The organism is Faecalibacterium sp. I4-3-84 (assembly GCF_023347255.1).
Classification (GTDB): Bacteria; Bacillota; Clostridia; order Oscillospirales; family Ruminococcaceae; genus Faecalibacterium; species Faecalibacterium taiwanense.
Genome location: NZ_CP094466.1, coordinates 1,134,431 through 1,155,698, shown reverse-complemented (window position 1 = coordinate 1,155,698; position 21,268 = coordinate 1,134,431). Strand labels below are relative to the sequence as shown.

The window sequence follows — 21,268 nt, the reverse complement described above, 5'->3', positions numbered from 1 at the left end:
AACGCAAGGAGAACTTTGGTAAAAAGAGAGAGGGTTGGATAGCTCGTTCTGTTTGCAATGGAATGCCAACTCGGAACTTTTCCGAGCAGAAAAACAACCGTCCGCTTCAAGTTGAGCTGCGCCCAAACCCCTTGTGTTCTGCATCCGCTGGATGCAGGCTATGCAATTCAATGTTGTTGCTGTTGCATTAAAAAGTTGAATTGCTATAACACACGGCAAGAAACAATTTCCGTTTCGCGCATTGTAATGTTCGCAGAAAAAACTTATAATGCTTTTGAACCTGTAGGACACACAAAACGCAGAAAAGAGAGGGAATCATGAGAAAACTGTTCCTTTTGGAAGATGACTTGAGTCTGGTCAGTGGGCTGACCTTTGCATTCAAGAAGCAGGGCTTTGCACTGGATACCGCCCGGACGCTGGCAGAAGCCGAGATGCTGTGGTCAGACGGAAAATATGACCTGCTGGTGTTGGATGTTTCCCTGCCGGATGGCTCTGGCTTCGATTTTTGTCAGAAGGTGCGGCGCACATCCAATGTGCCGATTTTGTTCCTGACCGCTTCAGATGAGGAAATGAATATCATCATGGGGCTGGATCTGGGCGGGGATGATTACCTGACCAAGCCGTTCAAGCTGGGTGTCCTGCTGTCGCGAGTCAATGCACTGCTTCGCCGTGCAAATGTGTCCGGTGCAGGAGATACCGTGCTGGAATCCAATGGCATCATCGTCCGATTGTTGCAGGGGCAGGCATACAAAAACGGGACCTTGCTGGAACTGACCAGCGCAGAGTACAGGCTGCTCTGCTTCTTTATGTGGCATCCGAATGCCGTGCTATCCAAGGAACAAATTCTGGATGCACTGTGGGACTGCGATGGAGATTACATTGACAGCAGTGCCTTAACGGTGTACATCCGGCGGCTGCGGATGAAGATTGAGGACGACCCCGGCAAACCGCAGATGCTGCTGACCGTTCGCGGGATGGGCTATAAATGGAATGGGTAAAGGTGCCGTATGAAAGTATTCGCAAACCGGGAGATCCGTAATTTGTTCCGGACAGTGCTGGCGGTCTGGGCAGTGGCCTTGGCTCTTACGCAGGGCATTGCATGGCATACAGCGCACGCATTCTCTTTTGGGTCACTGTTGGTTTTTCTTCTGCTGGGCGGCTGCCTCTGGGGCGTGCTTTTTCGCTATTTCCAAAGGCAGAGCGCGCTTCTGGAACAGGCAGTCCAGCAAATCCAAAGCTGTCTGGATGGCAACCCGGATGCACGACTGGACTGCGACCGGGAGGGAGAACTTTACCGGCTGTTTCACTCCGTTAATGCATTGGCGGCAGTTCTGAGCGCACACGCAGACAACGAGCAGCGGGAGAAGCATTTTTTGAAAAATACTATTGCGGATATTTCGCACCAGCTCAAAACACCGCTGGCGGCGTTGAATATCTACAACGGTCTGCTTCAGGACGAAGTTGTTTCGCCGTCGGAGGTCAAAGAGTTTGCAGACCTGTCCGAACAGGAGTTGGACCGCATCGAAACGCTGGTGCAGAATCTGCTCAAAATCACCCGGCTGGATGCCGGTTCGGTCGTCTTGGAGAAGAAAAACGAAAATGTTGCTGAAATGGTGCAGGACATTGCGCGGCAGTATCACTATCGTGCCAAGCAGGAACAGAAAAAGCTTGTTCTGTCCGGCTCAGAGGCGGTTAGACTTTGGTGCGACCGTGACTGGATGCAGGAAGCTGTGGACAATCTTGTAAAGAATGCCCTTGACCACACAAAGAGCGGAGATACGATTCAGGTAGAGTGGAATGCACTGCCGTCCATGGTTCAGATCAAAGTGCGCGACAACGGCAGCGGCATCCACCCGGAAGATTTGTACCATATCTTCAAACGGTTTTATCGCAGCCGCTTTTCACAGGATACACAGGGCATCGGGCTGGGTCTGCCGCTGGCAAAAGCCGTTGTGGAAGCCCATCACGGCACCATTGAAGTAGACAGCGAGCTGGGAAAGGGCACGACCTTTACTCTGAATTTTCCGATTCCTACAAAATTGTAGGTTGAGTGTAGGCTTGCAGTAAGGTTGACGTGTTATCCTTTTCTGCACAGACAGAGATAATCCGTCTGAATCGAAGGAACCTGCAAAGTGAGGGATACACTATGGAACTATTAGAAGTCAACCATCTCTGCAAGACCTACGGCAGCGGAGAAACTGCTGTCCATGCGCTAAAAGATGTTAGCTTTTCAGTGCCGAAAGGCGAATATGTGGCGGTCGTTGGCGAATCCGGCTCTGGCAAAAGCACCCTGCTCAACCTGATTGGCGGACTGGATACACCGACTTCCGGCAAGGTGCTGATTGATGGTAAGGATGTTTTTGCCATGAAAGACCGGGAGCTGACGATTTTCCGCCGCCGCAATATCGGTTTTATCTTTCAGGCATTCAACCTCATCCCGGAACTGACCGTAGAACAGAACATCCTGTTCCCGGTGCTGCTGGACTACCAAAAGCCGGACAGGGCATATCTGGAAGAACTGCTGACCGTGCTGAATCTGAAAGACCGTCGGAAGCATCTGCCAAGCCAGCTTTCCGGTGGGCAGCAGCAACGGGTAGCCATCGGCCGCGCCCTGATGACCCGCCCTTCCCTGATTTTGGCGGATGAGCCGACCGGCAATCTGGACACCCAGAACACCAGCGAGGTCATTGCCCTGCTAAAAGAAACATCCCGGAAATACGAGCAGACCATCCTGATGATCACCCACAACCGCAGCATTGCGCAGACGGCAGACCGGGTGTTGCAGGTATCGGACGGCTGCCTGACCGATTTTGGGAGGTGCCGGGAATGAGCAGCACAGAAATGAAAAGCTATCTGAGCCTGATCCCGATTTCTGCCAAGGTACGCAGACGGCAGAACCGCATGACGATTTTGTGCATCGTCCTTGCGGTGTTTCTGGTCACGGCGGTGTTCAGTATGGCAGATATGGCGATTCGGATGGAAACCTCAAACCAGCTGAACAAAAACGGAAACTGGCATATCATGGTAAAGGACATCTCCCCTGAAACAGCCGCAGAGCTTGCCGCACAGGAGGATGTTGCTGCATTTTCGGCGTATAGCGACATCAACGCTTCCCTTACGGAAAACTACTTTGCCGGAGATAAACGTGCCGCACTGGTAGGAGCAGATGATGCAATCCTTCAAATCTTTCCGGGAATGCAGTGTAGCACTGCCCCGGCGGATGGCGAAGTGCTCGTGACAGCAAACATCCGGGATTGGCTGGATGTTACGGTCGGTACAGCGATTCCGCTGACGCTCCCGGATGGACAGACCATTTCGCTTACTGTCGCAGGTTTCAATGAGGATACCTCCGATGCGAACCAGTATGATGCTGTTGTGCTGGTGATGAACCGCAGTACATTTTCTCAGATTGCCGCACAGGTAGAAGAATCCTTTGAAACACAGTATTTCATCCAGTTCAAGCCACGTACCAATTTGCGGCAGTCCATTGTGAACATCGAAAACAAGTACGGAATTTCAGAAGAAAAAATCTCCGAAAATACTTACCTGATGGCGTTGAATGCAAGCAGCAACAACGATTATATTGTAGGCTTATATGCGGTAGCGGCTGTGTTGGCTGACATGGTCGTCCTTGCCGGAATTTTTATGATCACAGGCAGCATCAACAGCAATGTAGCGCAGCGTACCAGCTATTATGGAATGCTGCGTTGTCTTGGGGCAGGAAAAAATCAGGTTCGGATGCTTGTCCGGCTGGAAGCTCTTTTCTGGTGTAAAACTGCTGTTCCAGCAGGATGTGTGCTGGGAATCGTTTCCACATGGGGATTGTGTTCCTTTCTGCGTGGATTTATCGGCGAGGAGTTCAGCTCTTTACCAGTGCTTGGCATCAGCCCGGTCGGTATTATCTGTGGTTCCACGCTGGGACTTATCACGGTTTGGTTCGCGGCATCTTCTCCGGCACGGCGGGCGGCAAAAGCTTCTCCGATCACAGCAGCAACTGGGAATGCGGTAGAAAATGCAGCGGATTCTCCGTGTCATGCTCGGTTGTTTGGAAGTCGTGCAGAGCTTTCCTTGGGCGTGAGCCATGCAACCTCGTCCAAAAAGAACTTGCTTCTGATGACAGGTTCCTTTGCGTTAAGCATTCTCCTGTTTTTGAGCTTTTCGGTTTTGCTTCGATGGGTTGGATTTGCGCTGAATCCGTTGCAGCCCTACACACCGGACTTATCGGTGGCTGAAACATCCGGGCAAAATGTCCTTGACCCGGTACTGGTGGAGCAGCTGGAAGCTCTGCCGGAAGTCAAACACGCATTCGGGCGGATGTATTGCCCGCTCCCGGCGGAATATCAGGGAAAACAGGGGTCCATCGACCTGATTTCATACGATACGATACAGTTTGGCTGGGCGAAAAAAGACCTGATTGGCGGAACCCTTCCGCAGGAGCCGGAGGATGGCACATACCCTGTGCTGACGGTATTCGACAAAAGCAACTCCCTGACCGTGGGTGATACCATTCAGCTGGAGGATGCAAAGCTCACAGTCGTGGGTGTATTGAACGACAGCCCGTTCAGTAGTACCGATTCCCCGATTGTTATCTGCACCGAAGAAACCTTCCATCAGCTGACCGGGCAAAACCGCTATGCGGTGATCGATATTCAACTAAAAGATACCACAGCAGACGCAGCCATTGCACAAATACACACCCTGCTGAGCGACACGTTAAACAAGCGGGTTGTTTTTTCCAACCGAATCGAAGGAAATCGGATGATACAAAGCACCTACTGGGCGTTCCATCTGGTGGTCTATGCGTTTCTCATCGTGATTGCAGGAATCACCATTCTAAACATCGTCAACAGCATTTCCATGAGCGTGTCGGCACGAATGAAGCAGTATGGCATCCTGCGTGCCATCGGGATGGATGATGCACAGCTGAAACGCATGGTCTCTGCCGAAGCTGGCACCTATGCGGTGTCCGGTCTTGTGGTGGGCGTTGCGCTGGGTCTTGTGCTGAATCGGAAGCTGTATATCCTGCTCATCACCCATTATTTCGGTGCAGCGTGGCAGGTGCCGTGGGGCTGTCTTGCCGTGATTGTCGTAGTCGTGCTGGCGGCTGTGGTGCTGGCAGTATATAACCCGGTCAGGCGGATCCTCATGCAGCCCATTACTGCAACCATCAGTGAATTATAAACCAGAACAGCAGATGCCCACCGGCTTATGAAAACCATAGGCAGGTGGGCATCGTGTTTCTTTATAGGGGCTTAATCTTCCAGCCTACCGTGGTCGCAGCCGAGGGAGAGATAGCGCTCCATCTCCCCTCCCAGCACCATCTGTGCATACTCCAAGGGCTTATTGTACAGCAGCCAGTCCAGCTCTGCCCGCTGTGCCGGGGTGTTGCCGTACTCGTCCTCCACGGCGATGCAGTCAATGGCAACGGCAGAGCCATCCGCAAACCGGGCCTCCACCCGGTCGGTGTCCATGTTGTAGCGGCAGGAAAGCAGTTTGTTCATAAGAAAACCTCCATGTTCTTCACATTTGCTTCTTTTACGGTGGAAAGTTCTGGCTATCCGTTTAAAAATCCGTGAACCCACTTTCTGATGCAGCCCTTTACAGGTCTACACTCATCCACTACACGTCCAATTCTTACACCAACCTTAGAACAACGCTCTTTTTGCTCTGCACAAAATCCTGCATCGTTTGGCGTAAAATTGGCGTATGGTGTAATTTTCGCTGGAAATCCATCAAAAGAAAAAGCCTGAAACTTCTCGGCTTATCAAGAAGTTTCAGGCTTTTTTGTGCTTAAATTGGAAATTTACTGGTCGATGGGCTTCATCGTGGGGAACAGCAGCACATCGCGGATGGAGGCGCTGTCGGTGAGCAGCATCACCAGACGGTCCACGCCGAAGCCCAGACCGCCCGTGGGGGGCAGGCCATACTCCAGTGCGTTCACGTAGTCGTAGTCCACCTGTGCCTTGCAGTCGGGCTCGATGGCCTTGCGCTCGGCCACCTGACGCTCGAAGCGGCCCTTCTGGTCGATGGGGTCGTTCAGCTCGCTGAAGGCGTTGCCGTACTCGGTGCAGTCGATGAAATACTCAAAGCGCTCGGTGAAGGCGGGGTCGTCCGGCTTGCGCTTTGCCAGCGGGCTGATCTCCACGGGGTAGTCGTAGATGAAGGTGGGCTGGATCAGCTTGTCCTCCACGAAGGCATCGAAGAACTCGGCCAGAATGGAACCCTTGGTGGGCACCTCGGGCAGCTCCACGTGGTGCTCCTTGGCGGCGGCGATGGCATCCTCGTCGGACTTCCAGTCGTTGAAGTCCACGCCGGAATACTTCTTGACGGCCTCGATCATGGTCAGGCGCTCCCAGTGGCCCATGTCGATCTGCTTGCCCTGATAGGGGATGACCATGCTGCCGCAGATCTTCTGGGCAAGGCGCTTGTACAGCTCCTCCACCAGATCCATCATGCCGTGGAAGTCGGTGAAGGCCTGATACAGCTCGATGCTGGTGAACTCCGGGTTGTGCTTGGGGTCCATGCCCTCGTTGCGGAAGATGCGGCCCACCTCGTACACGCGGTCCATGCCGCCCACGATCAGACGCTTGAGGTACAGCTCGGTCTCGATGCGCAGCACCATGTCCATGTTCAGGCTGTTGTGATGGGTGTAGAAGGGGCGGGCCGAGGCACCGATCTCGAAGGGGGTCAGGATGGGGGTGTCCACCTCCAGGAAGCCCTTTTCGTCCAGATAGGCGCGGATCTCCTTCAGGATCTGGCTGCGCTTCACAAAGGTGTCCTTCACCTCGGGGTTTGCAATCAGGTCCACGTAGCGCTGACGGTAGCGCATCTCGGTGTCGGTCAGGCCGTGGAACTTCTCGGGCAGGGGACGCAGGCTCTTGGCCAGCAGGGTCAGCTCGGTGGCGCGCACGCTCAGCTCGCCGGTCTTGGTGCGGAACACCTCGCCCTTCACGCCGATGATATCGCCCACGTCCAGCTTCTTAAAGGCGGCGTAAGGCTCTTCGCCCAGCTCATCGCGGCGGACGTACAGCTGAATGTCGCCCTTATCGTCCCGCAGGTGGGCAAAGCTTGCCTTGCCCATTACGCGCTTGGACATCATGCGGCCTGCCAGCGCCACGGTCTTGCCGCTGTCGGTCTCGTTGGGCAGGTCGGCAAACTCGGCCTTCAGGTCGGCAGAGTAGGCATCCTGCGGGTACTTGGTCAGGGTGAAGGGGTCGTGGCCTGCAGCCTGCAGGTCGGCCAGCTTCTGGCGGCGCACCTGCACCTGCTCGCTCTCGGACAGGCCCTGCGCCGGGTTCTTCTTTTGTTCTTCCATGGTTTCTCCTATTCGTTTGGCCTGCTCAGCCTGCAGCATGGGTAATGTTCAGCACGGTGTACTCCACGGTGTGGCCGGTGGGCAGCAGCACTTCGGCCTTGTCGCCCACAGCCTTGCCCAGCAGGGCGTGGCCCACGGGGCTTTCGTCGCTGATCTTGCCGTTCAGGGGGTCGGCTTCGGTGCGGCCCACAATGTCGTACTCCTCGTTCTCGTCCTCACCGGTCATGAGGATGGTGACGTGGGTGCCCACAGAGACATTGTCCACGCTCAGCTCGCTCTCATCAATGATGACGGCGTTCTTGATCATCTGCTCCAGTTCGGTGATGCGGTTCTCCACCAGACCCTGCGTATTCTTAGCCTCGTCGTACTCGCTGTTCTCGGAAAGGTCGCCGTGGCTGCGTGCTTCCTTGATCTCTTCGGCCAGCTCCTTGCGGCGCACCGTTTTGAGGTATTCCAGTTCCTCCTGCATTGCCTTCAGACCGGCAGCGGACATCTTGATCTCTTGTGCCATTTGAGAATCTCTCCTTGTCTATTTGTTTTGCACAGCCGCAAAGCCGCACAATAATGCCATTTTGACTACATTATTATAATAGCAAGCCGGGGCTTTGTCAATAAAAAAGGCGCTGGCTTTTGCGTGCCAGCAGACAGGTTTCCCTTCATTCACGCATTTTTTAGGGCGATTCACGCAGGTTTGCTTCCAAAATCCGGTAAAGTGTGAGATAATCAAGGTACTGTAATACATACCCCCCCCCCGTAAAATACGAGGGGAAAAAGGAGGCATTCTACATGAAACTACGCAAACTTGCAAGACAGCTGGCCGCAGCGGCGGTGGTGGGGGCCATGGCCCTGAGCCTGTGCATGCCCGCACTGGCCCAAACGTGGAACATCAGCAATCAGCCGGGCTTCAGCGAGGTCTATTCCATCACAGTGACGGGCACCACAGGCGGGCGCACCGTGGAGCTGTTTGGCGTAGATGCAAGCAACGAAGGCTCTTCGTCCAAGTACACGGAGACCGACGAGACCATCCTCTCCGGCAGCGGTGCCACCTACACCAGCCTGAATGGGTACGGTGCGCCGGTGAGCGTGGCGCTGGACGGGCTGGGCGTCATGTTGGAGGATATTTCCGGCAGCGGTGCCTGCATCCGCACCTACGGTGACGCGTCGGTGGACCTGCGCGGCACAAACATTCTCACCATCCCGGGTAATTACGGCATCTGCTCGGATGACGGCAGCCTTACCCTTGGCGGCACCGGCACGCTGAACATCCGTAGCGGCCACGGCATCCGGATGGGTGACAGCTTTACCCTGAACAGCGGCATCGTGGACATCGCCGAAACCGAAACGTCCACGAAGGCCCTGCGAAGCGGCATCACGGCGGACACCATCACCCTGAACGGCGGCCGCATCCATGTCTCGATCGCGCCACCCACTTCGGAAGATTACTACAACGATGCGCTTTCTGCTCGCAAAGGCATTTTCATCCGCGGCGGCAGTGTGGTAACAAAGACTGCCAACACCGTCTCCGGCGCCGATACCGTCCAGCACCGCGCCCTTTACAGCCGCGATGGCGACATCGTTATTTCCGGCGGCAGTGTGCAGGCGGAGGGCGGCGAGCTCTACGCCGAGAGCGGCAGCATCCGCATCAGCAACGGCGAAGTAATCGCGGATGTGCTGTGCAGCGACAATGGCCTGACCATTTCCGGCGGCAAAGTGACCACCAAGGGCTTCAATGTGTCGGGCCCCATCGTGCTGTCCGGCGACGCAAAGGTGACCTTTGATGGCTATCTGGACGAAGGACCGCTGAGCCGGTTCGACACCAGTGGCCTGACCACCGACGGCTACCTGCGCTACAGGCCAGACCCGTCTGATACCGGTGCCGAGACCGATGACGAGGGCTACGTTGTTGTTCGCGGCACGCTGGAACCCCAGCCCGGCGGCGACGCGGGCAATGCTTCCGGTGACGCAGGCGGTGCCATTGCCGCCGTGGTCCTTGGCAGCGCAGCCGTGTGGGGCGGCTACGAGGTGGTGACCCGGGTGATCCTGAATGAACTGCTGCCCGAGGGTGCAGCCATCCCCGCAAACCGCGGCCAGCTGGCATTGCTGGTGTGGAACAATGCAGGCAGGCCCGAACCCGCCGCACAGCCCGCGTTTGCGGATGTGGCCGACGCTGACATGGCAAAGGCTGCACAGTGGTGCGCGGAGCAGGGCATCATGGAGGCCAAGAGCGCAGACACCTTCAAGCCCGAAGGCTGGACACCGAAGTTCAACGTGATCGAAACCTGGAATAAGGCATTCCCCAAGGCAAAGTAAATTGTAAATTTTCTCGTACAAAAGACGGTGCTTTTTGCGTGCCAGCAGACAGGTCTCCCGTCATTCACGCATTTTTTAGGGCGATTCACGCAGGTTTGCTTCCAAAATCCGGTAAAGTGTGAGATGATTAAGGTACTGTAATACATACCCCCCCGTAAAAATACGAGGGGAAAAAGGAGGCAATCTGCATGAAACTGCGCAAACTTGCAAGACAGCTGGCCGCAGCGGCGGTGGCGGGGGCCATGACCCTGAGCCTTTGCATGCCCGCACTGGCCGAAACGTGGGATATGTCCAACACGGAGAAATACCCCAACGGCAAAGGCTCGTGGATCTCCGTGTACCGCTATGCGGACAACGCCGACTACCCCGAGCTCAACGGCCAGTTTTTGACGATCTGGTATAGCGGCGACAAGCCAGACCCAATCAAGGAAAAAGACGACGCCCCTGTTTTTTCGGGCCGCTTCGAAACGCTTGACTTGAACGGTAATGAAGGCACCACGGTCCATGCCACGCTGCAGGATGCCCATATAGAATACAACGCCGATTCAAGGCACACCCTTACTACGTCTGGCAATGTCGAGCTCACCCTGAGCGGCAGCAACACGGTCACGCACAACAATACCAACAAGCTGGCCATCGACATTGACGGCAACGGTTGGCCCGACCAAACCCCGGGGCTGCTCACCATCCAGGGCAGCGGCAGCCTGACGGCCGAGGCACCGTCCAGAGGCATCCGGATTCAGAACGGCACGCTGGATGTGACAGACGGCACCGTGAACGCGACCGCTGCGGATAACGGCATCTATGCCCTAGGCAACACCGTACAGGTAAGCGGCGGCACCCTGTGCGCAACTGCCACCGGCGAACACGGTATCGGCATCAAAGCCAGCCATAACGGCCAAGTAACGGTGAGCGGCGGCAAGCTGACGGCCAGCGGCGGCGGCTTTGGCATCGAAGCCAGCGAAAACGGTCGTGTAACGGTGAGCGGCGGTACCCTGAATGCCAGTGCCAAAGAAACCGTCGCCATTACAGGTTCAAGCATTACGGTAAACGGCGGTGTGCTGAATCTGGAAGACAATACGGCACCCGTTGGCATCCTTTCCAAAGATCTCAACGTAACGAATGGCTGGCTGACGGCAAAGGGCCAGACCGTGTCCGCGAACAACATAACGGTTTCCGGCGGCGTTATGGAAGCAGGCGTGCTCAACTGTAGCCAGCTCAACGTCAGCGGCGGCTGGGTGGAAGCCGACACGCTGGAGCCGAGGGAGAATGACGCCAGCAGCTGCACGGTCAACCTCAGCGGCGGCAACGTAAAGCTGAAAAGCGTGCCCGACAGCAGCGTCACGGTCAACTTCTCCAAACGGGCGCGGCTGACCATTACGGAGCCCGTCTCTGAAAGCGATGTCAGCGCACTGGTCGAGGCTTTCGAGAACGCGCAGAGCGATCTGTACACCACCGCCTACCTGCGCTACAAGCCCGCTGACGACAACGCTCCTCTCCCGGATGGGGCCGACTGGGACGGCAGCTACGTGGTGTATCAGGGCATCCAGACGGACCCTGACAGGAACCTTGCCACAGACGACAACAAGCCCCTGCTGCCCAGCGACATTGTCGAGATCGGCGCAGCACCTGAAGGCGACGCAGGCGGTGCCATTGCCGCCGTAGTCCTTGGCAGCGCAGCCGTGTGGGGCGGCTACGAAGTGGTGACGCGGGTGATCCTGAATGAACTGCTGCCCGAGGGTGCAGCCATCCCCGCAAACCGCGGCCAGCTGGCATTGCTGGTGTGGAACAATGCAGGCAGGCCCGAACCCGCCGCACAGCCCGCGTTTGCGGATGTGGCCGACGCTGACATGGCAAAGGCTGCACAGTGGTGCGCGGAGCAGGGCATCATGGAGGCCAAGAGCGCAGACACCTTCAAGCCCGAAGGCTGGACACCGAAGTTCAACGTGATCGGAACCTGGAATAAGGCATTCCCCAAGCACTAAACAAAAAGCCCCCGGTATTCGCAGTACCGGGGGCTTTTTGTTGTATTGGGTCAGAGCTTGTGTTATACTGGCACTGCGGCCCTTCTCCGATCCCCCAGTCGCGGAAAGGAGGTGGAAGTCCATGAACACTATCATCACATTTTTTCAGTCTGTCGGAGCACAGGTAGTAGCCTATTATCTGTGCAAGTGGCTTGACAGCCTGATGTGCAAGGGCAGTAAGCACTAACAAAAAGACCCCATCTGGAGCGGCAACTCCGGATGGGGTTCTTTTTTGCGTGGAAATCCATGATGAACGGCATATCATCACATAGCCTACTTTTAGTATATGCAATCCCGCGCAAAAGTCAAGCGGGCAGATAAAAATTAACAATTTGCCGTTGGAATGGCCCGCAAAAACCCCCGCTGACAGAGGGAAAAGTGTCAACGGGGGTCGGGGTGATGTCGTATTTCGGTGGGAACTCCTTCAGTCAGAACCTGACGGTTCTGCCAGCTCCCTCGGTGAGGGGGGCTGTCTGCGCAGCAGACTGGGGAAGTTGACGTTTACCGTTTAATCGTCTGCGCTCTCGTCCAGATTGCCCAGCTTCTTGGCCTGCTCCACAACGGCAGGCACCAGCATCTCGGGCAGAACCTCGTAGCGGGCAAACTCGGTGGTGAACCAGCCGCGGCCCTGCGTGGTCTGCCGGATGAAGGTGGTAAAGTTTGCAAGCTCTGCCAGCGGCACTTCAGCGATGATGGTCTGCAGGCCGTCCTCGTCCGGCTCCATGCCCAGCACGCGGCCGCGGCGCTTGGTCACATCGCCCATGATATCGCCGGTGTTGTCGTTTGGCACATGAGCCTTCAGGGTGTGGATGGGTTCCAGAATGACCGGGCCGGCCTCCGGCATAGCGGCCTTGTAAGCCAGCTTTGCGGCCATAATAAAGGCCATCTCGGAGCTGTCCACCGGGTGGTAGCTGCCGTCCAGCAGGGTGGCTTTCAGGCCCACCACGGGGTAGCCTGCCAGCACGCCCTTTTCGGCGGCAAGGCGCACGCCCTTTTCAACAGCCGGGAAGAAGTTCTTGGGCACGCTGCCGCCGAACACCTTCTCCTCAAACACGACCTGCTCGCTGTCGCAGGGCTCGAAGTTGATGATAACGTCACCGAACTGGCCGTGACCGCCGGTCTGCTTCTTATGACGGCCCTGCTTCTGGCAGGCCTTGCGGATGGACTCGCGGTAGGCGATGCGGGGTGCTTCCAGCCCGATCTCCACGCCGAACTTGTTCTTGAGTTTGGCCTTCACCACGTCCAGATGCTGCTCGCCCAGACCGCCGATCACCTGCTGATGGGTCTCGGCGTTGTTCTCGTAGCTCAGGGTGGGGTCTTCTTCCATCAGGCGGGCCAGCGCGCTGCTGATCTTGCCCTCGTCGCCCTTCTTGGCCACAGTGACGGCCATGAACAGGCTGGGCTTGGGGAACACGGGGGCGGGCAGCTTGACCACGCGCTCAGCGTCGCACAGGGTGTCGCCGGTCTTGGCGCTCACCAGCTTTGCCACTGCGCCGATGTCACCGGCAATGATGCCGTCGGAGTCCACCTGTTTTTTGCCAATGACGGTGAGGGGCTTGGAGATCTTCTCCACATCGCCGGTGCGGGCGTTGGTGAGGGGTTCGCCTGCAGTCACCTTGCCGCTGACCACGCGCAGGTAGCTCAGCTTGCCCACGAACGGGTCGGCCACGGTCTTGAACACGTAGGCGGCGGTAGGCTCTGCTTCGGTGCAGTGCAGCTCCACCGGCTCACCGGCAGCATCCTCGGCCAGCACAGCAGCGTCATGCTCCGGGCTGGGCAGGAGCTTGTGCATGTTGAACAGCAGCATATCCAGTGCCTGCTGGTTCACGGCGCTGCCGCAGAACACGGGGGTGATCAGGCCGTCCTTAACGCCCTTGCGCATGCCTTCCACGATCTCCTCGGTGGTGAAGGCTTCGCCGCCGAAGAACTTTTCCATCAGCTCATCGTCGGTCTCGGCAATGGCTTCGCTCATGGCCTCGATCAGGCCCTGAAAACGGTGGCCGATGTCCGGCAGGTCCACCTGGATCTGCTTGCCGCCCTCGTACTTGAAAGCCTTCTGGCTGAACAGGTTGATGTACACGGGGGTGCCGTCGTCCAGCTTGGCGGGCACCACACAGGGGCAGATGGTGGAGCCGAACTTGATCTTCATATCCTCAAGGATCTTGAAGTAGTTGGCATTCTCCAGATCGCACTTGGAGACGAACACCATGGTAGCCTTGCCATTCTTGCGGGCCAGCTGGAACGCCTTTTCCGCACCCACAGTCACGCCGCTGCGGCCGGACACCACCACCAGTACGCTCTCGGCGGCACGGATACCCTCGTACTCACCGGCCTCGAAGTCGAACAGGCCCGGCGCATCGATCAGGTTGTACTTGATGCCCTCGTACTCCACCGGCACTACAGATGCCGACAGGCTGGCCTTGCGCTTTGCTTCCTCGGGGTCAAAGTCCGAAACAGTAGTGCCGTCCTCAACACGGCCCATACGCTCGGCAGCGCCCGAAAAATAGACCAGCGCCTCGGTGAGCGTGGTCTTGCCGCTGCCGGCATGACCGGCAATCAGGATATTGCGGATGTTGTTGCTTGCGTATTTCATATCGGTTTTTCCCTCATTTCCGCCGCACGGAGCATTCTCTCCGCTTTTGTGGCATATTTTACAAAGATAATACCACACTCAAAATGATTTTTAAATATTTCGTTTGAAAATTCTGACGAATCAAGCGCCAAACTTCGGGGCAAGGTTTTGTGCAAGTTGCACGGCAGTGCCAAAGTTTATTGTAAAACCCACAGCGATACGCTATAATAAAAGGCAGAATACAGGCACAAGGAGCATACCAAAATGAAACGTACCGATTACATCAACTGGGATGAATATTTCATGGGCATTGCGCTGCTCACGGCCATGCGCTCCAAGGACCCCAACAGTCAGGTGGGCGCGTGCATCGTCAGCTCGGAAAACAAAATTCTGTCCTTGGGCTACAACGGTATGCCCATTGGCTGCAGCGACGACGAGATGCCCTGGGAGCGGGAGGGCGCACCGCTGGACACCAAGTATATGTACGTGTGCCACGCCGAGCTGAACGCCATCCTCAACAGCGCCCACAATAACCTGAAAGGTGCGCGGGTGTACGTGACGCTGTTCCCCTGCAACGAGTGCACCAAGGCCATCATCCAGTCGGGCATTGCCGAGGTGGTGTACTACGGCGACAAGTACCACGACAGCGATTCCAGCGTGGCGGCGCGGTTCATGTTCAAAAAGGCCGGCGTGAAGCTGACCCCCTACACCCCCAGCGGCCGCAAAGCCGAGCTGGAACTGTAACGCCCTTTCCCTCTTGACCTTGCCGGGGCAACGTACTATAATAGGATCATAGTTCGCATAAATATTCATAAATATTTGCATAGAGAGGAAAATATACAATGAGTTTGAAGAACCGCAGCTTTTTGAAGCTATTGGACTACACCCCTGCCGAGATCGAAGAACTGCTGGACCTTGCCGCAGACCTGAAGGCAAAAAAGAAGGCCGGCATCCGCCACAATGACCAGCTGGCAGGCAAGAATATCGCCCTGATCTTTGAAAAGACCTCCACCCGCACCCGTTGCAGCTTCGAGGTCGCTGCCCACGATTTGGGCATGGAAGTGACCTACCTTGACCCGTCCGGCAGCCAGATCGGCAAGAAGGAGTCCATCGCCGACACTGCCCGTGTGCTGGGCCGCATGTTCGACGGCATCGAGTACCGCGGCTACGGCCAGCAGATCGTGGAAGACCTTGCCCACTACGCCGGTGTGCCGGTGTGGAACGGCCTGACCAACGAGTTCCATCCCACCCAGATCCTGGCCGACTTCCTCACCATCCGGGAGCACTTTGGCCATCTGAAGGGCATCAACTTCGTTTACTTCGGCGATGCCCGCTACAACATGGGCAACAGCCTGATGGTGGGCTGCGCCAAGATGGGCCTGAACTTCACCGCCTGTGCACCCAAGAAGTACCAGCCGGACGCTGCCCTCGTGGCCGAGTGCCAGAAGATCGCTGCCGAGACCGGTGCCACCCTCACCTTTGAGGAGGACCCCGCCAAGGCCGCCAAGGGTGCCGACGTGCTGTACACCGATGTGTGGGTGTCCATGGGTGAGCCGGTGGAGGTGTGGGCTGAGCGCATCAACGACCTTGCCGCCTACCAGATCAACCAGCAGCTGATGGACATTGCAGGCCCGCACGCTGTGTTCATGCACTGCCTGCCCGCCTTCCACGACCACAAGACCACCGTGGGCAAGGAGATGGGCGAGCGCTTTGGCCGCGATGCCATGGAAGTGACCGATGAAGTGTTTGAAGGCCCCCAGAGCATCGTGTTCGACGAAGCCGAGAACCGGATGCACACCATCAAGGCCGTGATGGCTGCGACCCTTGGCTATGTAAAATAACGGATCACAAACAAAAAAGGGAGGCTGCGTTTGCAGTCTCCCTTTTGCTTTGCCTGTTAGGCCTCCTTCAGCTTCAGCACGCCAGCCTGTACCAGACGCTTGCGCAGCAGTGCACCCACGATGCAGCTCACCACGATCTTGGCGAGGTCCAGCGCAATGAACGGGTACACGCACACCGAAAGCGCATAGCCCAGCTCGCACTGCATCTGGAACACGAACCATGCGGTGCCCAGCACGTAGCAGGCGGCATCGCCCAGCACAAGGCCGATGCCGGAGATCACCGGCTGGCCCTTGCTCTTTTCGATGAACAGACCGCCGATGAAGGCCAGCAGCAGGTAGCCCACCAGATAGCCGCCGGTGGGGCCTGCCAGCTTGGCAATGCCCGCGCCGTAGCCGGAGAACACTGGCACGCCCACAAGGCCGATGAGCAGGTACACCGCCACGCTCAAAGTGCCGAACTTGGGGCCGAGCAGCCATACGGTCAGGCAGATGACAAAATTTGACAGCGAAATGGGAACGGCCCCGATGGGCACGCTCAGCGGGCCAAGCACGCACAGCGCGGCGGCCATCAGCGCAGTGACAGCCATCTGATAGGTGGTCAGTTTTTTGTTTTTCATAGAATAGAATTCCCCTCTGTTAAAAATTTACAAGGCATCTGTGCCCGAGTATAACGCGGCAGAGGGAAGACGGTCAACAATGAAGTTGCAGCAGGGTTTACAATAGGGCGTGTTGTAATGCGTCGTAGAATATGGTAAGATGATAACAAAAAAGATTGACCGCCCTGCTTCCAAACTGTGCGGTCAATCTTTTTGACAAACGGGATGGAAAGCTGACCCTTGCAGTCAGCACCCCTTCTATGTTTAGAATACCGCATCAGCGTTATTTATCAAGGAGGTCCCCTATGGGTGGAGGACACGTATCGCGCCCCGATTTCGGGATGCCGCAGCCGGACCCGGCCTACCCACTGACCGAGTTCTACCTGCTTTTGCAGCACGCACTGGACAAAGCGGGCCGCTTTGCGCTGCCTGCGCTGTATGCCCGCGTGCAGGCACCGGCCCGGCACATCTATCTGGACGAGGCGCGGGAATATTTGAGCCTTTCGCCTGCCGGGCGGGAGGGGGATATCCGCCTGCTGGCCGAGGGCAGTCTGCAGCTGCTGTACAGCACCCTGCACGTCCAGCCGGACGGCACGCCTGCAGCCCTGCTGCTTACCGAGGAGTGCACCCGCGCCACGGTGGCGGTGCAGCTGCTGCCGCCCTTTGTGTGGGAGGACCCGCTGCCGCCGCTGCCGGACACTCCTGCGGCGATGACGCTGCAGCTGACCATGCAGGATGTGATGCAGGCCGATACCGACCCGGCAGCGCTGGGCAGAAAGCTGGCTGGCACAGCGGCGAACAAGCGCTGGCTGCACCATCCGAAGGCCGAGACCTTCCTTGCAGAGCGGGTGGCCCTGCTGCAGAGAGTATATAAAAGGTGATTTTCATAAATTTTTCCAGCAATGCAATCTTCGGGGGCGTTCAGCCGTGTATAGGGTGAATGTCCCCCGTGGAACACGAATTCCACCAGCCCTGTACAGGCGGTAAAGGAGAGCTTGAAACTATGGGACAGCTGACCAGAAACGAAGTATTTACGCTGGCAGTGCAGAAATACAGCGATGCTGTTTACCGCGCTGCCATACACAACAGCCGATGCACAGCCGATGCCGAGGACGTGGTGCAGGATGTCTACGAGAAGCTCCTGCATTATAATGGTACGTTTGAGAGTGAGGAGCACCTCAAGGCGTGGCTGCTGCGGGTGGCCATCAACCGCTGCCGGGACCTGACCCGCGCAGCCCATCAGAAGGACACCGAGCTGGACGAGAACCTGCCCGCGCCCGATGCGTTTGAGGACGGCAGTGTGCTGGACGCAGTGCGCGCCCTGCCGGAAAACTACCGCAATGCCATCTATCTGCATTACTACGAGGGGTACACGGCGGCGGAGATCGGCCGGATGATGGGCGCACCATCCAACACGGTGCTGAGCTGGCTGCGGCGTGCCCGGGCGCAGTTACATACGATGCTGAAGGAGGAGATCGAAGATGAGGTGGTATGAGTACAAGATGGAGACGGACGACCTCTACGCCCCGGACGATCTGAAGGCAAAGCTGCTGGCCATGACCGACCAGTTGACCGAAGAAGAAAAGGCCCAGCCCATGATGAAGACCGCCGCACCGGTACCGGCCCAGTCCGCCCCGGTGCAGCCGAAGAAGAAACTGATCCGCTTTCCCGCAAAGCGGGTGGGCGCACTGGCGGCCTGTCTGGCGGTGTGTGTGGTAGGCTATGGTGCTTTTGCCACCGGACAAATCGGCCTTGGCGCAAAGAGCAGCAGCCCGGCGGTCTATTATTCTGCGGACAGCACTGCGGCGGTGATGGCGGCAGGCGGCGCGGACCGCGCCGCTGTGGACAGCCCCATGGCAACCGATTACAGTCTGAACACCCTGTCGCTGGAAAGCGGCGCAGACAATGGCACCGCTGTTTATTCGGAGAACGACGCGGCAGCAGCGGCCCGCAGCACCGACCACGCAAAGATCATCTACACCGCGAACCTCAGCTTGGAAAGCAAGGACTACGACGCAGCCCGCGCTGCGCTGGATGCTGCCCTTGCTGAAGCGGGCGGCTATCTGGAATCCAGCAGTGAATACTCGGATGCCGGTGACAGCCGCAGTGTCAGCCTGACCTACCGGGTGCCGCAGCAGAACTACGAGAACTTTCTTGCCGCCGTGGCCGAAGCAGGCAACGTGACCTACAAAAACCAGCAGGCCGACGACGTGACCGCCCAGTACATGGACGTGGAGACCCGGCTTGAGAATCTCAAGAACCAGCGAACCCGCCTGCAGCAGCTGCAGCAGCAGGCCGACAACCTCTCCGACCTGCTTGAGATCGAGTCCAGCCTGACGGATGTGCAGAGCCAGATCGAGAGCTGGCAGAGCCAGATGGACTGGTACAACGATCAGGTGGAAGAGTGCACCGTATACGTGAGCCTGAGCGAGGTGAGCACCTACTCGCCGCCCAGCGAGGGCTTCGGCAGCCGCTTTGTCAGCGCCCTTTCCGCTGGCTGGCAGAACTTTGTGGATGGCCTGCAGCAGGTCATCGTTGCCCTTGCCGGTGCATGGCCGGTGGTGGTGATCGCAGCCGCCGCCTGCGCAGGGTTCGTGGTTTGGAAAAAGAAGAAAAAATAAATCAAAAAAATACTTGACATCCGCCCGCCCTTGTGGTATTATACTTGAGCAGTCAGCGAGAACCGCTGAGAGCACAAAGTAAATATCGCGGGGTGGAGCAGTCTGGTAGCTCGTCGGGCTCATAACCCGAAGGTCGTTGGTTCAAATCCGGCCCCCGCAACCACCAAGCGTTCTGAGATCTCTCAGAACGCTTTTTTTGTTGTCTGTATGGAGACCACCAACACCGGTGACCTGAGCGTTTATCTTGCCCACAGTGCGGATCATAAGCAGATCACTGTGTCCACCGTCCCGGCAGAAAAAACCGAATAACAGCTGCAAAGCACAGCTTTTCCCAGCCAATGGGAAGGGCTGTGCTTTTTGTTCCGATGGGTGGAAAGTTCTTCCGCTTTCTTGTGATTGTGAAGATTTTTGCCGGATTTTGTTTACGCACCCGGAAAAAGGTGGTATGATAGACTAGGTATAGTCGGGTGATATGGCAGCCGGAACGTCCTGCTGCGTGAGCGCTCTCAGGGGGGATTTGATGAAAAAATATCTCAAAGCGGTCGTGTCCGGGCTGTGCGCCGCGGCACTGGCCCTTGACTGCGTGGGCTGCGGCAGCAGCGCCCAGAATGCAAAGACCACGCAGGTGACCAACATTACGGTGTGGACTTATTATAACGGTGACCAGCTGGAATGCTTTACCGATCTTGTGGACAAGTTCAACGAGACCGTGGGTGCCGAGAAGGGCATCGTGGTGTCCACCGAGAGTCAGGGCAGCGTGAACGATCTGGAACAGAGCGTGATGGATGCTGCCGAAGGCAAGGTGGGTGCGTCCGCCATGCCCAACGTGTTCTCGGCTTATGCCGATACGGTCTATGCGCTGGATCAGATGGGGATGGTGGTGGATCTTGCACCCTACCTGACCGATGACGAGAAGGCCCAGTTTATTGACGGCTACCTCTCTGAGGGCGACTTTGACGCCAACGGCAGCGTAAAGATCTTCCCGGTGGCAAAATCCACCGAGGTGATGCTCTTCAACGACACCGACTGGCAGCCCTTTGCCGAGGCCACCGGTGCCAGCTACGACGACCTTGCCACCGTGGAAGGTCTGGTAGACACCGCTGAAAAATACTACAACTGGACCGATGCTCAGACCGCTGCCCCGGACGACGGCAAGGCCCTGTTCGGCCGCGATGCTATGGCAAACTACATGCTGGTGGGCGCACAGCAGCTGGGCGGCACCATCTTTGAGGTGAAGAACGGCAAAATGACCGTTAACTTTGAGCACGATGCGGCCCGCAAGCTGTGGGATAACTACTACGTGCCCTTCGTCAAGGGCTGGTTTGCCGCCAGCGGCCGCTTCCGCAGTGACGATATCAAGGCCGGCAACGTGCTGGGCTATGTTGGCTCCTGTTCCAGCGCTACCTTCTTCCCCGCGCGGGTGACGAACGATGCCAACGAGAGCCACGATATCAGCATGAAGGCGCTGCCCAGCCCGGAGTTTGCAGACGGCGAAAAGGTTGCCGTGCAGCAGGGTGCCGGCATGGTGGTGACTGCTGGCAAGGAGGAAGAGATCGAAGCTTCGGTGGAGTTCCTCAAGTGGTTCGTCCAGCCGGAAAACAACATTGCCTTTGCGGTGGGTTCCGGCTATCTGCCTGTTACCAGGGAAGCCAACAGCATGGATACGATCACCTCCAGCGGCCTGACCCTGAACGACAGCATGGAGCAGATCCTGACCGCTGCCGTAGATACCGTGAATGGCAACCGCCTGTACACGCCCCACGCCTTTGCAGGCGGCAGCAGCGCCCGCAAGGTGCTGGAATACGGCCTGAGTGACCTTGCCGCTGCGGACCGCGAGACCGTGGAGCAGCGCATCGCCGAGGGTCAGAGCGCTGCGGACGCAGAAGCCGAGTTCCTGACCGACGATCACTTTGAGGCATGGTATCAGGATATCTGCAGCCAGCTCAAACGGTACGAGGGCTGAGCCGACGGAACACGCTGAGGAAGAGA

The 21,268-nt window shown here is 57.3% G+C and carries 17 protein-coding genes and 1 tRNA gene; 13 read left to right on the top strand and 5 right to left on the bottom strand.

The window, feature by feature from the left end; all coding sequences use genetic code 11:
- Positions 1 to 317: 317 nt before the first annotated feature.
- The 4 genes from MTP41_RS05710 (at position 318) to MTP41_RS05695 (ending at position 5,181) form a co-directional block, all read left to right on the top strand.
- Positions 318 to 998 (top strand): response regulator transcription factor, encoded by a 681-nt coding sequence (locus tag MTP41_RS05710; RefSeq protein WP_249236398.1) that lies wholly within the window; start codon positions 318 to 320, stop codon positions 996 to 998.
- Between the two features lie 9 nt (positions 999 to 1,007).
- Positions 1,008 to 2,045, top strand: coding sequence for a sensor histidine kinase (locus MTP41_RS05705; RefSeq protein WP_249236397.1), 1,038 nt, complete (start codon positions 1,008 to 1,010; stop codon positions 2,043 to 2,045).
- A gap of 101 nt (positions 2,046 to 2,146) precedes the next feature.
- On the top strand, positions 2,147 to 2,830 hold the full coding sequence (locus MTP41_RS05700) for an ABC transporter ATP-binding protein (RefSeq protein ID WP_005942816.1): 684 nt from the start codon (positions 2,147 to 2,149) through the stop codon (positions 2,828 to 2,830).
- Positions 2,831 to 2,901: 71 nt separating this feature from the next.
- Positions 2,902 to 5,181, top strand: a complete 2,280-nt coding sequence (locus MTP41_RS05695) for an ABC transporter permease (RefSeq protein WP_249236396.1) — start codon at positions 2,902 to 2,904, stop codon at positions 5,179 to 5,181.
- A 71-nt stretch (positions 5,182 to 5,252) separates the two neighbouring features.
- On the opposite strand, the gene MTP41_RS05690 is transcribed toward MTP41_RS05695, so the two are convergent.
- The 3 genes from MTP41_RS05690 to greA all read right to left on the bottom strand — a co-directional run bounded on the left by MTP41_RS05690 (position 5,253) and on the right by greA (position 7,826).
- On the bottom strand, positions 5,253 to 5,501 hold the full coding sequence (locus tag MTP41_RS05690; protein ID WP_249236395.1) for a DUF6061 family protein: 249 nt from the start codon (positions 5,499 to 5,501) through the stop codon (positions 5,253 to 5,255).
- A 302-nt stretch (positions 5,502 to 5,803) separates the two neighbouring features.
- Positions 5,804 to 7,315, bottom strand: a complete 1,512-nt coding sequence (lysS, locus tag MTP41_RS05685; protein WP_097777266.1) for a lysine--tRNA ligase — start codon at positions 7,313 to 7,315, stop codon at positions 5,804 to 5,806.
- A gap of 25 nt (positions 7,316 to 7,340) precedes the next feature.
- On the bottom strand, positions 7,341 to 7,826 hold the full coding sequence (gene greA / locus MTP41_RS05680; protein WP_005945007.1) for a transcription elongation factor GreA: 486 nt from the start codon (positions 7,824 to 7,826) through the stop codon (positions 7,341 to 7,343).
- Between the two features lie 275 nt (positions 7,827 to 8,101).
- On the opposite strand from greA, the gene MTP41_RS05675 reads away from it, so the two are divergent.
- On the top strand, positions 8,102 to 9,625 hold the full coding sequence (locus MTP41_RS05675; protein ID WP_249236394.1) for a carbohydrate-binding domain-containing protein: 1,524 nt from the start codon (positions 8,102 to 8,104) through the stop codon (positions 9,623 to 9,625).
- A 188-nt stretch (positions 9,626 to 9,813) separates the two neighbouring features.
- Positions 9,814 to 11,610: a carbohydrate-binding domain-containing protein gene (locus tag MTP41_RS05670; RefSeq protein ID WP_249236393.1), complete on the top strand. Its 1,797-nt coding sequence runs from the start codon at positions 9,814 to 9,816 to the stop codon at positions 11,608 to 11,610.
- Positions 11,611 to 12,157: 547 nt separating this feature from the next.
- Here the strand turns inward: MTP41_RS05670 and MTP41_RS05665 are convergent.
- Positions 12,158 to 14,242, bottom strand: coding sequence for an elongation factor G (locus tag MTP41_RS05665; RefSeq protein ID WP_118526849.1), 2,085 nt, complete (start codon positions 14,240 to 14,242; stop codon positions 12,158 to 12,160).
- 243 nt (positions 14,243 to 14,485) lie between these two features.
- Between MTP41_RS05665 and MTP41_RS05660 the strand changes: the two genes are divergently transcribed.
- Both MTP41_RS05660 and argF read left to right on the top strand, forming a co-directional pair.
- A complete protein-coding gene (locus MTP41_RS05660) occupies positions 14,486 to 14,965 on the top strand; it encodes a deoxycytidylate deaminase (protein WP_249236392.1) in 480 nt (159 codons plus the stop codon).
- Positions 14,966 to 15,063: 98 nt separating this feature from the next.
- Positions 15,064 to 16,062, top strand: coding sequence for an ornithine carbamoyltransferase (gene argF, locus MTP41_RS05655; protein ID WP_097777271.1), 999 nt, complete (start codon positions 15,064 to 15,066; stop codon positions 16,060 to 16,062).
- A gap of 56 nt (positions 16,063 to 16,118) precedes the next feature.
- Here the strand turns inward: argF and MTP41_RS05650 are convergent, their stop codons facing one another.
- Entirely contained in the window at positions 16,119 to 16,679 is a 561-nt protein-coding gene (locus MTP41_RS05650) for a biotin transporter BioY (protein WP_097777272.1), read from the bottom strand.
- Positions 16,680 to 16,963: 284 nt separating this feature from the next.
- On the opposite strand from MTP41_RS05650, the gene MTP41_RS05645 reads away from it, so the two are divergent.
- From MTP41_RS05645 to MTP41_RS05625, 5 genes are all read left to right on the top strand, one after another.
- Positions 16,964 to 17,539, top strand: coding sequence for a hypothetical protein (locus MTP41_RS05645; protein ID WP_242959201.1), 576 nt, complete (start codon positions 16,964 to 16,966; stop codon positions 17,537 to 17,539).
- Positions 17,540 to 17,661: 122 nt separating this feature from the next.
- On the top strand, positions 17,662 to 18,153 hold the full coding sequence (locus MTP41_RS05640) for an RNA polymerase sigma factor (protein ID WP_044954130.1): 492 nt from the start codon (positions 17,662 to 17,664) through the stop codon (positions 18,151 to 18,153).
- Positions 18,140 to 19,279 (top strand): DUF4349 domain-containing protein, encoded by a 1,140-nt coding sequence (locus MTP41_RS05635; protein WP_249236391.1) that lies wholly within the window; start codon positions 18,140 to 18,142, stop codon positions 19,277 to 19,279. The genes MTP41_RS05640 and MTP41_RS05635 overlap by 14 nt, the downstream gene beginning before the upstream one ends.
- Positions 19,280 to 19,365: 86 nt before the next feature.
- Positions 19,366 to 19,442, top strand: a tRNA-Met gene (locus tag MTP41_RS05630).
- Positions 19,443 to 19,799: 357 nt separating this feature from the next.
- Positions 19,800 to 21,242 (top strand): extracellular solute-binding protein, encoded by a 1,443-nt coding sequence (locus MTP41_RS05625; RefSeq protein WP_249236390.1) that lies wholly within the window; start codon positions 19,800 to 19,802, stop codon positions 21,240 to 21,242.
- Positions 21,243 to 21,268 lie beyond the last annotated feature (26 nt).

Excerpts from the sequence above, each read along its gene's own strand:
- MTP41_RS05690 (WP_249236395.1), bottom strand. The coding sequence starts at position 5,501 with ATGAACAAACTGCTTTCCTGCCGCTACAACATGGACACCGACCGGGTG.
- argF (WP_097777271.1), top strand. The coding sequence starts at position 15,064 with ATGAGTTTGAAGAACCGCAGCTTTTTGAAGCTATTGGACTACACCCCT.
- MTP41_RS05675 (WP_249236394.1), top strand. The coding sequence starts at position 8,102 with ATGAAACTACGCAAACTTGCAAGACAGCTGGCCGCAGCGGCGGTGGTG.
- MTP41_RS05665 (WP_118526849.1), bottom strand. The coding sequence starts at position 14,242 with ATGAAATACGCAAGCAACAACATCCGCAATATCCTGATTGCCGGTCAT.
- lysS (WP_097777266.1), bottom strand. The coding sequence starts at position 7,315 with ATGGAAGAACAAAAGAAGAACCCGGCGCAGGGCCTGTCCGAGAGCGAG.
- MTP41_RS05700 (WP_005942816.1), top strand. The coding sequence starts at position 2,147 with ATGGAACTATTAGAAGTCAACCATCTCTGCAAGACCTACGGCAGCGGA.
- MTP41_RS05640 (WP_044954130.1), top strand. The coding sequence starts at position 17,662 with ATGGGACAGCTGACCAGAAACGAAGTATTTACGCTGGCAGTGCAGAAA.
- greA (WP_005945007.1), bottom strand. The coding sequence starts at position 7,826 with ATGGCACAAGAGATCAAGATGTCCGCTGCCGGTCTGAAGGCAATGCAG.
- MTP41_RS05670 (WP_249236393.1), top strand. The coding sequence starts at position 9,814 with ATGAAACTGCGCAAACTTGCAAGACAGCTGGCCGCAGCGGCGGTGGCG.
- MTP41_RS05710 (WP_249236398.1), top strand. The coding sequence starts at position 318 with ATGAGAAAACTGTTCCTTTTGGAAGATGACTTGAGTCTGGTCAGTGGG.
- MTP41_RS05695 (WP_249236396.1), top strand. The coding sequence starts at position 2,902 with ATGACGATTTTGTGCATCGTCCTTGCGGTGTTTCTGGTCACGGCGGTG.
- MTP41_RS05660 (WP_249236392.1), top strand. The coding sequence starts at position 14,486 with ATGAAACGTACCGATTACATCAACTGGGATGAATATTTCATGGGCATT.
- MTP41_RS05705 (WP_249236397.1), top strand. The coding sequence starts at position 1,008 with ATGAAAGTATTCGCAAACCGGGAGATCCGTAATTTGTTCCGGACAGTG.
- MTP41_RS05650 (WP_097777272.1), bottom strand. The coding sequence starts at position 16,679 with ATGAAAAACAAAAAACTGACCACCTATCAGATGGCTGTCACTGCGCTG.
- MTP41_RS05625 (WP_249236390.1), top strand. The coding sequence starts at position 19,800 with ATGAAAAAATATCTCAAAGCGGTCGTGTCCGGGCTGTGCGCCGCGGCA.
- MTP41_RS05635 (WP_249236391.1), top strand. The coding sequence starts at position 18,140 with ATGAGGTGGTATGAGTACAAGATGGAGACGGACGACCTCTACGCCCCG.
- MTP41_RS05645 (WP_242959201.1), top strand. The coding sequence starts at position 16,964 with ATGGGTGGAGGACACGTATCGCGCCCCGATTTCGGGATGCCGCAGCCG.